The organism is Marivirga sp. (assembly GCF_024636815.1).
Classification (GTDB): domain Bacteria; phylum Bacteroidota; class Bacteroidia; order Cytophagales; family Cyclobacteriaceae; genus Marivirga.
Genome location: NZ_JAGXGF010000158.1, coordinates 1 through 13396, shown reverse-complemented (window position 1 = coordinate 13396; position 13396 = coordinate 1). Strand labels below are relative to the sequence as shown.

Genomic DNA, 13396 nt, shown 5'->3' with positions numbered 1-13396 from the left:
CGTCTGTAAGAGTCATGTTTTAGTAGTTATGTTATTGGTAATCAACAACTTAATATAATGAAAAAACATGACTTTTTCATGCCGTCTATGGAAAATTCAGCATGTATTTATGATGATTATTAATCGAACTCAGGTTAATAAGTATCGCGAGGATACAAAATAGAGATTAGACTCGTCTCCCGATATGATACCAAAAGTATTAAACAGGGAAGGAATGAAATAGCATAACAAAACTGATGGGACGAAGCGATAAAATTTTTGCCAGCCTGATTTTTTGCTGGAAGAGGTAATAAAAATGGCTGCTAATATTAACATTAGCAATCCTAGTACTACGGCATCATTGGTGATTAGAGGTTTTTCCATTATGAATAATATTCTTTCAAAATTTCTACAAATTCACTTAAAATCATTGCAGTAGCACCCCAGACTACTTTTTCTTCTATATCGAAAAATGGGGCTTTCAACCTGATCTCCTGAGCTACTGTCAACTCTGTTACCTGCAAAGTTTGGGGATGAATCAAATGCTGCACTTCTGCTTTAAAAATCTGCTCCACTTCCCTAGGATCTCTAATAAATTCAGGCTTTCTGTGTAAAATACTGACCACGGGCTTTACCATAAAATTACTAGCTGTTACATTCAAATCAGATAGAGTTCCAATTACTTCCTTATCAGAAATTTTAACTCCAATCTCTTCAAAAGTTTCTCTAATTGCCGTTTCAATCAAATTGCCATCAGAATCTTCCATTTTTCCTCCGGGTAAGCTTACTTGCCCTCCGTGAATCCCTTGATAAGGAGGTCTTTGCATTAAAGGGAAATAGATTTTACCCTCATCAGGATAAAGCACAATCATAACTGCTCCTTTTCTAGGTGGCTTTTCATATTGCATTTTAAAACGCTGACCAATGGGTTGAGCCATCATTTGCTGATGAGCCGCATCACCCGGAAGCGGTTTTTGCAGTCTTTCCTCAAGAAAAGCAAGAATATCTTTCATGTGTAGATTATTTGATTTTTCACCGTCACCCCGATAAGTCGGAGAGGAATTTGCAATTAATATTCATTAGGCGAATAGTATAAATTCGCTCTCGAATATTTATGTTTATTTCATTTTAAATTATAAGCTCTTTCAGAAGGTATTTTCTCACATAATGATTTTTATAAACCCAAAACATTTAAACACAATTATACAAAATGAAATGAAGCTTTTAGCTAATGATTTTAATTCTTTGTCAAATCAATTTACCACAAATCATTCATGCTTGGGAATCAATAATATTGTTTCCCAATTTAAAATAATTGATTATCAATTGATTACATCTTACTAGACGACTCCCACAATGTTATCATTACACCTAAGAGGTTTATCCTACAGGATGCTGTCTGGATGCTGACTGAAACCTTAGGACAAAAAATACATATGGATTTTTAGGGTTAAAAACATCTCTTCATCAAATTCTTAATGATAAATGAGCCATTCCATTTCTTTTTAGTGTACTAATTGAAAAAGCCTAGACCTTGATGGTTTATATTTCTTAGTGATCCTGATTATTTAGGAATCATGCTACAATATTCAAGTACACAAGTTACCAATTATTGATATTTTACATAAAATTAATTTTTTATTTATATAATATGTTGGTATCTTATTTATAACTTTATAGAAAATCCATTTACTATCCCCATGAAAAAACTTTTATTTTTTTTCTTGCTAATTATTTTTTGTACAGTCTTTTCCAATAGACTAGTAGCTCAAAATCCTTTTGTTACTACATGGCAAACGACTAATGACACTATAAGTATCCCAGTTGTTGATACACTTGTCTATAATTATGACGTAGTATGGACTAACCTCACAACTCAAACATTAGTAGGGGACTCTTCTGGAATAACCGGTGAATTCACGATACCTGGCTTAAGTAGTGGGGATCTTTATGAAATCTCCATTTCAGGCAATTTTCCGGCTATTCTTTTTAATAATGGAACTGAGAAAGATAAGATTCAGACAATTGAACAATGGGGTGATATACAATGGACAACAATGTATTTAGCTTTTTATGGCTGCAGTAATTTGACATCCAATGCAACTGATGCGCCTAATTTACAAGCCACAAGCAATCTGCTCGGTATGTTTGCAGGAGCTAGTTCATTTAACAGCGATTTGAATAATTGGGATGTGAGCAACATAACCAATATGTATGGCACATTTTTCAATGCTACATCATTTAATGGTAATATTAGTAATTGGAATGTAGGAAATGTAACTACAACATATTTTATGTTTAACGGAGCATCTTCCTTTAATCAGGACATTAGCAATTGGAACGTTAGCAGTGTGACCGACATGAGTTATATGTTTCAAAATGCTACTTCATTCAATCAAAATTTAAATAATTGGAATGTAGGCAATGTAACTACAATGTACCGCATGTTTGATGGTGCCTCAGTATTCAACGGTAATATCAGTACTTGGAATGTGAGCCAGGTAACTAACATGTATTTAATGTTTCGAAATGCCTTTAACTTCAATAGCGATTTAAGTAACTGGAATGTGAGTTCCGTAACTAACATGGGATTTATGTTTACAAACGCCACTTCCTTTAATAGTGATTTAAGCAATTGGTATACTGGAAACGTAACTAATATGAGCTCCATGTTTTCAGGTGCTACATCCTTCAACAGCGATATAAGGTACTGGTATACAATAAATGTCACCAATATGTCAAACATGTTTTCGGGAGCAACATCTTTTGACCATTCTTTAGGAAATTGGAATATTAGCAGTGTAACCAACATGGCTGGGATGCTTGACAATAGCGGATTATCAAAAATAAATTATGATGCTACCTTAAAAGGGTGGGAATCCTTCTACTCCACACCTTTAGGCATCACCTTAGGAGCTGCAGGCTTATTTTATTGTAATTCGGCAGATAGCCGTCAAATATTAACCGGGACATCTTATAGTTGGATAATCAATGGGGATGTTTTAGAATGTGATCCATTTATCACCACCTGGCAAACAACAGACGGGGCAATCACCATTCCCACCGATGGCATTAATAAAACATACTTTTACGATATTACATGGACTAATCTCACAACAGGGGCTATAAACTCTGCATTTGGACTAACTGGTGATTACACTATTACTGGATTATCCAATGATCTATACGAAATTTCTATTTCAGGAGATTTTCCTCAAATATACTTCTTGAATTCAACCTTCGATAATCGCAGCAAAATCCAAACCATTGAACAGTGGGGAGATATAGAATGGACTGATTTCACCTATTCTTTTTATAATTGTGTTAATTTGATATCGAATGCAACGGATTCTCCTCTTTTAATCAATGTAACAGATCTATCCTCTATGTTTTCAGGGGCTACCTCTTTTACTGGTGATTTAAGTAATTGGGATGTGAGCAATATTACAGACATGAACAGAATGTTCTACAATAACTATGTCTTTAATAGCAATCTAAATAGTTGGAATGTAAGTAGAGTTACCAATATGAGATCGATGTTTTTCAATGATTCTTCATTTGTCAGTAGTGATTTAAGTACTTGGAATGTCGGCTGGGTAACTGATATGAGTTCCATGTTTTTTGGTGCTACTTCATTCAATGGCAATCTAAATTCCTGGGATGTAAGCAGTGTTAATTTCATGACCAGAATGTTTTCCGGGGCTACATCATTTAATAGCGACTTAAGTAATTGGAGTGTAAGCAATGTAACTACAATGAGTGGGATGTTTAATAATGCCTCAACCTTTAACAGTGATTTAAGTAACTGGAATGTGGGGAGTGTAATCTATATGGAAACTATGTTTGCAGGTGCCTCATCGTTTAACGGTGATTTAAGCACTTGGGATGTTAGAAACGTAATTGAAATGAGGCGCATGTTTGATGGAGCCACATCATTTAATAGCGACATAAGTGATTGGGATGTAGTAAAAGTCAGACAAATGGGAGGAATGTTCTGGAATGCCACTTCCTTTAATCAAAACCTTGGCAACTGGGATATAAGTTCAATTGAGCCTTTCGAAGTAGAAGGCAGTCCCCCATTGGGTATAGATTCATTATTTACAAATTCGGCTATTTCAACTTTAAATTATGATTCAACCTTAATAGGCTGGGCAACTTTATCTGCAGGTGAAACTGAAATCCCCCTCAACCTTAATCTAGGTGCTCAAAATGTGAGTTACTGCTTTTCCAATGATGAAAGATCACTATTAATTAATAATTATGGTTGGACTTTTTATGATAACGGCCCTGCCTGTACTATTCCTGCCACACAAGCTTCTAATATCGTTTTCTCTGATATCGCACATTTACAAATGAACCTTGGCTGGACCAATGGAGATGGAGCCAACAGGCTGGTACTGGCAAAAGAAAATACTGCTGTAAATGCTAGTCCAGTAAATCTTACATCATATGTCGCGAATGCCGCTTTTGGTTCAGGTGATGAAATTGGAACAGGAAATTATGTAGTCTATAATGGAGGTGGTAACGGCTTTACAATCACAGGGCTTAATGAAGGTACGATTTATCATTTTCAAGTATTTGAATATAATGGCGAAAATGGCCTAGAAGTATATAATACCTCAACAGCTACAGGCAACCCTGCGTCTGAAGAAACTTTGGCTACTCCTGTCATTACTTCCTTCATGCCAACAACTGCAGCTGAAAAAGACACGGTAAGCATCCAAGGGGGGAATTTTACTGATGCAAGTGTGGTGAGCTTTGGGGGAATTGATGCAACTTCTTTCACAGTGGTTTCAGATACTGTAATCACGGCAATAGTAGGTGCTGGAGCCTCCGGGGATGTATTGGTAACTACTCCAGGCGGTACAGCTACACTGGCAGGCTTTGTATTTATCCCTGCTCCAATTATTGACACTTTCTCCCCTACCACTGCTGCCGAAGACGATACGGTCACGATCAACGGTTCAAACTTTATTGATGCAAGTCTGGTGAGCTTTGGTGGAACCGAGGCTACTTCTTTTACAGTAGTTTCTGATACTGAAATAACAGCAATCGTGGGAGCTGGTAATTCCGGGGATGTATTAGTCACCACCCCCGGTGGTACGGCAACTCAGACAGGTTTTGGATTTATTCCTGCTCCAATCATTGACACTTTCTCCCCTACTACTGCTGCCAAAGACGATACAATCTTAATCAACGGTTCAAACTTTACTAATGCAAGTCTGGTGAGCTTTGGCGGAACTGAATCAGCATCTTTTACAGTAGTTTCTGATACTGAAATAACAGCCATCGTGGGAGCCGGTGATTCCGGGGATGTATTAGTCACCACTCCCGGTGGTACTGCAACTCAAACAGGTTTTGGATTTATTCCAGCTCCAATCATTGACACATTCTCCCCTACTATTGCTGCCAAAGATGATACGGTCATAATCAACGGCTCAAACTTTACTGATGCAAGTATGGTGAGCCTTGGCGGAACTGAGGCAACCTCTTTTACAGTAGTTTCTGATACTGAAATAACAGCAATTGTAGGTACAGGCACTTCAGGAGAAGTATTAGTCACCACTCCCGGTGGTACGGCAACTCAAGCAGGTTTTGAATTTATCCCAGCTCCGGTCATTGATGCCTTCTTCCCATCAACTGCTACTGAAAATGAAACGGTCACCATTAGCGGTGCAAACTTTACTGATGCAAGTCTGGTGAGCTTTGGCGGGACAGAGACCGTTTTTGAAGTGGTTTCAGATACTGTAATTACGGCCATTATAGGTACAGGATCTTCAGGTGAAGTACTTGTAACTACCCTAGGAGGAACGGCTACACTTGAAGGTTTTACTTTTATAAAATCTGAAATAGCTGTATTCTTCTCTGATGGCAATCTAATCACTCATAATCAGTCTGAAGCTGTTGATTTAGGAACTGCATTTCCTGATGAAACATTAGAAAGACAATTTCAAATTGAAAACAGAGGAACTGCCGACTTAGTCGTTTCAAACATTACTTCTTCTAATGCAACATTTGAAGTTTTAAATATACCTGATGTAATCAGTCCCGGGGCTTCAGCTCAGTTTAGCCTGCAATTTAATCCTACTGACTTAGGAATCTATAATAGCGATATCAGCATCAGCAATAATAGTGTAAATAGTCCGGAATTTAGTTTTAAGGTGAGTGCCGAGTTTACAGATCTTAATATCATTGACAATGATACCGATTCAATCGTTATTTCTAACCAGGATGTAAATCTTGGAACTACATTTATTAATCAAAATATAGATAGGAACTTTGTAATTGAAAATCGAAGTTTAAACTCCACTATCGATATATTAAGAATAATAGTAGACGATCCCGTTTTCCAAATCATAGATGCCCCTTTAACTGTACCCCCTTTATCTTCAGAAGAATTTACAGTTCGGTTAAACGCCACGGCTGTAGGTGAATATAGCGGTATTGTTACCATCATGACTACCACAAATGATTTCTCATTTCAAGTGGCTGGAACAGTGTTGCCGGAAGCTTCCACAGAAATAAAGATTTACAATGTGGTCACGCCAAATGGTGATGGAAGACACGATTTTCTTCAAATTGAAAACATGACAGAATACCCAAATAATAAGGTTAGTATTTTCAACCGCTGGGGTAACAAAGTTTTTGAAATTGATAATTATGATAATTCTTCCCACATTTTCGAAGGAATTTCAAACAGCGGAGAAGAATTGCTTTCAGGCAACTACTATTATGTGATAGACAAAGGCAATGGAGATAAAAGAATTAGTGGCTTTTTAATTATTAAAAGATGATATTGATGAGAGATATTTACAAACTATTACTGTTTTTTGTTTTAGTGTTCCCCCTCGGATTACATGCACAGCTTGATCCGCTCTACAATCAGTATTTTTTTAATCAGGCCATGATTAATCCAGCCTATACTGGTGTGAACGATGTTTTTAATGCAACCGCTATTAGTAGAACACAATGGGCTGGAATTGATGGGGCTCCTACTACTAACACATTGAACGTGACCAGTTCCGTTTTTAAAAACAAAGTAGGAGTAGGAGCTACTGTTCTTTATGACACTTATGGCATTAATAGCAATACCGAGTTCAATCTAGCCTACTCTTATAAAATTTCAACTGCTACCGGTGATGTATTTTCAATGGGGATACAGGCAGGCTTTGTCAATTTCAATTATAACTATGACCGATTAACTCTGCAATATGTAGATGATGTTGCGCTTTCTGGTGCACAACAAAACATAACAGAAGAAAATATTGGGGTAGGCTTCTGGTATATGAGCAAAGATTATTATGTGGGCTTATCCGTTCCCAGAATGCTGGATGTCAGGGTTAATGATGGAGGTATTGAGAGCACACGATACCGAAGACATTATTACCTAAGCGCTGGTTATGTATTCGATCAGCTTTTTGCCTTAAAATTTAAGCCCTCAATATTATTGATGTATATGGATAAAGACAATTACGCCTTGGATTTAAATGCTTCTTTTTTATTGAATGAAGCCATATGGCTCGGAGCTTCCTTCAGGAACTTTGGCACAATAGGCTTAAATACTCAAATGAAAGTAGGGGAAACCCTCAAGCTTGGATATGCATTTGAACTGCCTGTTAATAATACGGCCTTAACAGGTTTTGGTACACATTCCCTTATGGTCTCATTAGATCTGGAGTTATTAAGCAGGCATGGAATGGGCAGAAGATTTTTCTAAAAAAAGAGGCTGTAAATCATAAATTCACAGCCTCTTTATAAATGGTTTAATTAAGGATTATTTTCCTTCTTCATATCTTTTAGATACTTCATCCCAATTGATTACATTAAAGAATGCTTCAATATAATCAGGTCTTCTGTTTTGATAATTTAAGTAATATGCGTGTTCCCAAACATCAAGTCCTAAAATCGGAGTTCCTCCACAACCAACACTTGGCATGATTGGATTATCTTGATTTGGTGAAGAACAAACTTCTACTTTTCCTCCAGAGTGAACACATAACCATGCCCATCCTGAACCAAAACGTGTAGCAGCTGCATTTGAGAATTCTTCTTTAAATTTATCAAAAGAACCGTAAGCTGAATTAATTGCATCAGCTAAAGCTCCTGAAGGCTCTCCACCACCATCCGGGCTCATTACAGTCCAGAATAATGAGTGGTTATAATGACCACCACCGTTATTTCTAACTGCTTTGTTATCACTATTATTTTTAAGCAACTCTTCTAAAGACTTGCCTTCCATATCCGTTCCTTCAACGGCTCCATTCAATTTAGTAACATATCCATTATGATGCTTTCCATGGTGAATCTCCATAGTTTTTGCATCTATATGTGGTTCTAAAGCATCTTTTGCATATGGTAATGCTGGTAATTCGAAAGCCATAATATTTATAAATTATAGGTTAAACATTTATTAAAATTCAATTCTTCTTATTTCTCATTTTAGCAAAAAAATCATCTATTAATTTTTTGCTTTCTGTTGCCATCAGACCACTTTTTACTTTCGTTTTTGGGTGAATCATATTGGGGTTTATTTTTGTAAACCCCCTTTTTTCATCCGCTAAAGCATAAACAATTTGGTCAATTTGTGACCAGTTTAATGCACCTGCACACATTCCGCAAGGTTCCAAACTGACATAAAGCGTACAATCTGTTAGATATTTACCACCTAAATGATTGGCAGCTGAAGTAATTGCCAGCATTTCAGCATGAGCAGTTACATCATTCAACCTTTCAGTTTGATTATAAGCTTTAGCAATAATTTTTTTCTGACAAACAACAACAGCACCCACAGGAATTTCCCCTTCTTCATAGGCTATTTCAGCCTGACGAAGGGCTTCCTTCATAAAGTGCTCGTCAGAATTAACGGTGAGTTCCATTTTATGTTTACCGGAATTTAGTGGTTTCGAACATTTTCTGAGCGATAGGCTGCCATTTGGATTTCAAATAAGGAGGGCAAGAAAAACTGATGACTACCAATCCATTTTTATGGATAGTATACAATAAATAAGTATAACGTTGCTCAGCAGATCTATTACCTTCTACATCTGGCTTACCCTCAAATTGATAGGCAGCAAATTCCTTTCCATTCAAATTAACAAGGTCCTTCTGAGAAAAATCTATTTCCTGAAACAAAGGAGGAATACTAGAGTCATAAAACTCCTTTAGAAGAGCTACATCTCCATCTTGCCAAAAAGTAGGAGATGCAGTAACTGTAAATTCTACAGCTGATTGCTCGTCAGTCATGGCTATATCAGGAATTTTGGCTCCTAAAAACTTTGCTGAAAGTTCTTGTTGGGTCATCAGCTGAAGTTCTGTGGATATCTCCATGCTAAGATAATCAGTAAGTTTTTGCTTTTTCAATGCAGGTTCCTGCACTAGAAAAAACATCAAAAACAGTAAACTAATAGATTTTATCATCTAACAATATTATTTAAGTCAATTAATAATTTAAGCTCTAATAGCAATTACGGGATCTAATTTAGCGGCCATTCCTGCAGGAATTATTCCTGAAAGTGTACCTATAATAATCGAAACTCCTATCCCTAGCAAAACATTGCCTGGCGAAAGTGTTAGCTCCAAACTTCCCAAAGAAATGAAACTTAATAAGTACACCAATAACAACCCAAATAAACCGCCTAAAAGTGAAAGAAAAACCGCTTCAAACAGAAACTGGTATAAGATAAAGGATTTCTTTGCTCCCAAGGATTTTTGAATACCGATTATATTAGTTCTTTCTTTAACGGATACAAACATAATATTGGCGATTCCGAAACCTCCCACCAAAATAGAAAAACTTCCAATAACCCAACCAGCTACTGTAATTACTCCAAATATAGAATCAAGAAAGTTAGAAAAGGCTTCAGGTCTATTAATTGCAAAATTTGTATCCTCACGAGGACGCAAGCCTCTTTTCTGTCTTAACAAACCTGTTATTTCACCCTCTAAATTCTTCAAGCCCACATCTTCAGGGTAGCCTTTAAGAGCAATTTTAGACTCCACTCCCCAGTTTCCTTGCCCAGAGTACATTTTAAAAAAAGTATTGTAGGGGACATAGCAAAAATCATCGGCACTAGGAGCATTGGTCACGCTGGCACCTTGTTTTTCCATAATACCAATGACTCTAAATTTTAAACCTCTTAATCTCACCTCTTTACCAATAGGATCAGTCATAGGAAATAAAGTTTGGGCTACTTCTGCTCCTATAATAGTCACATTTGCTCCTTTTTCCACTTCCTGTAATCCGAAATACCGACCTGTTTCTATAGGGATTTCAAATACATCTTTATGCTGATAAGCTACGCCTGAAACAATGGCTCCGCTTAGGCTATTATTTTCATGCTTTACGGTCACCCCAAATCTTTCTGCAAAAATGGTGACTGTACTTGCTTCTTTTGAGTTATTTTTAAGGAACTGGTATTCGCTATATTCTGCTTTTGGGCGATTAACATATTTCCACCAAGGATAACTTTCTCCAAATACCCAAGGGAATTTTTCAATTCTTATTACATCATCACCAAGAAAATTAAGACTATCCTTAATATTCTTTTCCAATGAATCGACTAAGGTAAATACAGTAATGATAGAGAAAATGCCAACTGTTACACCAAGCAAGGAAAGAATGGTCCTTAATAAATTGGCTCGAAGGGCACTTAAAGCGAAACGAAAACTCTCCAGAAGCAGATGAATATAAATCATATGTAAATATAAAAATATAAAGCTACAAGATTACAAAAACTATTGTTAACTTTGCCCTCTTAAATTTTTAAATCTAACCACTTAATACCGTAATATTAAGTATGAAATTATCAGAATTCAAATTCGAATTACCACTTAAATTAGTGGCACAGCATCCGACAGAAGACAGAGACTTAGCAAAACTGATGGTTTTGCACAAAGATACGGGTGAAATTGAACACAAAACTTTTAAAGACATTGTAGATTACTTTGATGAAGGTGACATTTTAGTAACCAATAACACCAAAGTATTTCCTGCTCGTCTTTATGGAAACAAAGAAAAAACAGGTGCTCAAATTGAAGTCTTTCTTTTGAGAGAACTTAATAAGGAGATGCATTTGTGGGATGTGTTGGTTGACCCTGCCCGAAAAATCCGTGTTGGAAACAAGTTGTATTTTGGAGATGGTGAATTAGTAGCAGAAGTTATTGATAACACTACTTCAAGAGGAAGAACCATCAAATTTTTATATGATGGTGATGACCAGGATTTCTACAAATTAGTAGATTCATTGGGTGAAACTCCTCTTCCAAAGTATATCAAGAGACCAGTAGAAGAAGCGGACAGAGAACGATTCCAGACGATTTATGCTGAGGAAGTAGGAGCTGTAGCAGCTCCAACAGCAGGAATGCACTTCACTAGACAAGTATTGAAAAGAATGGAGTTGAAAGGCATCAAAACCAGTCCGATTACTTTACATATCGGATTAGGAACTTTCCGTCCTGTAGATGTAGAAGACTTAACCAAGCACAAAATGGATTCGGAAAACTTTAAAGTTCCGAAGAAAACAGCTGAATTGGTTAATGAATCATTAGACAGCAAGAAAAGAGTTTGTGCTGTGGGTACTACGGCTATGCGTTCTATGGAATCTTCCGTTACCGCCAACAACCACTTGAAAGAAAATGAAGGTTGGACTGACCGTTTCATTTTTCCTCCTTACGAATTTAAAATTTGTAATGCATTATTAACAAATTTCCACATGCCTGAATCTACTTTATTGATGATGGCTGCTGCATTTGGAGGATATGACAACGTTATGAAAGCTTATCAAGAAGCGATAAAGAATAAATATAGATTCCTTTCTTATGGGGATGCTATGTTAATTATTTAATATTAAAATTACCGAAATAAGACTGCTATGCTAGATTTTTGATGCATAGCAGTCTTATTTTTATCCAAAACAAACATTTCTTCAAAACGCGCTGTTAGCCCTATATAAATAGCAAATCCAATTTCAGATGACAGTTTTACCCTACAAAGACAAGGAAACAGGCAAAAAGCAACAAGTGGCCGATATGTTCGACAATATCAGTCACAAATATGATTTTCTTAATCACTTCCTAAGTTTAGGAATAGATATCAGATGGAGAAAGAAAGCCATTAAATTGTTAAAAGATATCCAGCCTAAGCAAATCTTAGATATTGCTACGGGAACTGGTGATTTTGCCATAGAATCTTTGAAATTAAATCCAGATCATGTTATCGGAGTAGATATTTCAGAGGGCATGCTGAATGTCGGAAGAGAAAAATTAAAGAAAAGAAAACTGGATGATAAAATCACGCTAACTTCAGGAGATTCAGAAAACCTGCCATTTGAAGATAATAAGTTTGATGCTATTATCGTTGCTTTTGGGGTAAGGAACTTCGAGAATCTTGAAAAAGGATTATCTGAGATGTTTAGAGTATTGAGACCAGGTGGAAAAGTAGTAGTATTGGAATTTTCCAAACCTAAAAGCTTTCCGTTTAAACAACTCTATAATTTCTATTTTAAAAATATCTTACCTACTTTAGGCAAAACAATTTCAAAAGATAATGCAGCCTACACTTATCTACCAGAATCAGTTAGGTCATTTCCGGATGGAAAAGATTTCACTTCAATTCTGGATAAACTAGGCTTCAAAGATACAGTATGCAAACCACTAACATTTGGTATAAGCTCAATTTACACTGGAATAAAATAATCTTATTTGTAATAGGGATATTATTTAGTTTTCAAGCCTCTGCGCAGCTTTACGAGCAAGAGAATCTGCCTAATTATGATGATCAGCTTATCCATTATGGCTTTTATTTAGGCGGACATACGGCTAATCTGAAAGTAAAGTATAATGAAGCATACTTAACAAATCAATTTGACTCCTTACATTCAATTATTCCTCAGAGTGCTCCAGGTTTTACTGTAGGTTTTATTTTCAATTTAAGAATAGCTCAATACTTAGATTTCAGAACACTTCCCGGAGTAGGGCTTTATCAATACACCTTGAATTATAACACTTATGATCGAGCTGAAAAAGTCACCTACCAAGGAAAAAAGGAGGCTTTCTATGCTGAGCTGCCTCTTTTACTGAAATATAAATCTCAAAGGAGAAAAAATTTCAGGGCTTATATGATTGGTGGTGCCAAACCATCCTTTGAGGTCAGCGGTAAAAGGCCATCTGAAATTAACGAAGATGTTTTATTAATTAATACCTTCAATCTTGCTTTAGAAATAGGTTTTGGAATTGATATCTATTACGAATTATTCAAATTTTCCCCTGAAATACGTTTTTCCAGAGGGTTGACCAATGCACTATTTGAAAGGCAAAACAGCTATAGTCGCCCCATTAATGAATTGGTTACGAATAGTGTTTCTATCTACTTTCAGTTTCAATAACCTAATAAAGATTAAATTATTAGAGAAGGTATTAT

Annotated in this window: 10 protein-coding genes and 1 pseudogene; 5 read left to right on the top strand and 6 right to left on the bottom strand. The window is 36.2% G+C overall.

Features of this window, described 5'->3' with window-relative positions:
- Positions 1–132: 132 nt before the first annotated feature.
- A pseudogene (locus tag Q0L29_RS11490) lies at positions 133–363 on the bottom strand (DUF819 family protein); the annotation flags it as partial.
- Positions 363–992: a CoA pyrophosphatase gene (locus tag Q0L29_RS11485; RefSeq protein ID WP_296621780.1), complete on the bottom strand. Its 630-nt coding sequence runs from the start codon at positions 990–992 to the stop codon at positions 363–365. The pseudogene Q0L29_RS11490 and the gene Q0L29_RS11485, both read right to left, overlap by 1 nt.
- Positions 993–1679: 687 nt before the next feature.
- Between Q0L29_RS11485 and Q0L29_RS11480 the strand changes: the two genes are divergently transcribed.
- Together Q0L29_RS11480 and Q0L29_RS11475 are read left to right on the top strand one after the other, a co-directional pair.
- The gene (locus tag Q0L29_RS11480) at positions 1680–6773 is read left to right on the top strand and encodes a BspA family leucine-rich repeat surface protein (RefSeq protein WP_296621779.1); all 5094 of its coding nucleotides are present in this window, start codon (positions 1680–1682) and stop codon (positions 6771–6773) included.
- A gap of 5 nt (positions 6774–6778) precedes the next feature.
- On the top strand, positions 6779–7696 hold the full coding sequence (locus Q0L29_RS11475) for a type IX secretion system membrane protein PorP/SprF (protein ID WP_296621776.1): 918 nt from the start codon (positions 6779–6781) through the stop codon (positions 7694–7696).
- 57 nt (positions 7697–7753) lie between these two features.
- Here the strand turns inward: Q0L29_RS11475 and Q0L29_RS11470 are convergent, their stop codons facing one another.
- Genes Q0L29_RS11470 through Q0L29_RS11455 form a run of 4 tightly spaced genes read right to left on the bottom strand, consistent with a single transcriptional unit; the run spans position 7754 to position 10674 of the window.
- Positions 7754–8359 (bottom strand): superoxide dismutase, encoded by a 606-nt coding sequence (locus Q0L29_RS11470; protein ID WP_296621774.1) that lies wholly within the window; start codon positions 8357–8359, stop codon positions 7754–7756.
- Between the two features lie 37 nt (positions 8360–8396).
- Positions 8397–8855, bottom strand: a complete 459-nt coding sequence (locus tag Q0L29_RS11465; RefSeq protein ID WP_296621773.1) for a nucleoside deaminase — start codon at positions 8853–8855, stop codon at positions 8397–8399.
- Between the two features lie 7 nt (positions 8856–8862).
- On the bottom strand, positions 8863–9396 hold the full coding sequence (locus Q0L29_RS11460; RefSeq protein WP_296621771.1) for a hypothetical protein: 534 nt from the start codon (positions 9394–9396) through the stop codon (positions 8863–8865).
- Positions 9397–9426: 30 nt separating this feature from the next.
- On the bottom strand, positions 9427–10674 hold the full coding sequence (locus Q0L29_RS11455) for an ABC transporter permease (protein WP_296621769.1): 1248 nt from the start codon (positions 10672–10674) through the stop codon (positions 9427–9429).
- Between the two features lie 101 nt (positions 10675–10775).
- Here Q0L29_RS11455 and queA point away from each other — a divergent pair, with 101 nt between their 5' ends.
- The 3 genes from queA (at position 10776) to Q0L29_RS11440 (ending at position 13361) form a co-directional block, all read left to right on the top strand.
- On the top strand, positions 10776–11822 hold the full coding sequence (gene queA / locus Q0L29_RS11450; RefSeq protein WP_296621768.1) for a tRNA preQ1(34) S-adenosylmethionine ribosyltransferase-isomerase QueA: 1047 nt from the start codon (positions 10776–10778) through the stop codon (positions 11820–11822).
- A gap of 127 nt (positions 11823–11949) precedes the next feature.
- Positions 11950–12672, top strand: a complete 723-nt coding sequence (gene ubiE, locus Q0L29_RS11445; protein ID WP_296621766.1) for a bifunctional demethylmenaquinone methyltransferase/2-methoxy-6-polyprenyl-1,4-benzoquinol methylase UbiE — start codon at positions 11950–11952, stop codon at positions 12670–12672.
- On the top strand, positions 12621–13361 hold the full coding sequence (locus tag Q0L29_RS11440) for a porin family protein (protein WP_296621764.1): 741 nt from the start codon (positions 12621–12623) through the stop codon (positions 13359–13361). Before ubiE ends, Q0L29_RS11440 begins: the two co-directional genes overlap by 52 nt.
- Positions 13362–13396 lie beyond the last annotated feature (35 nt).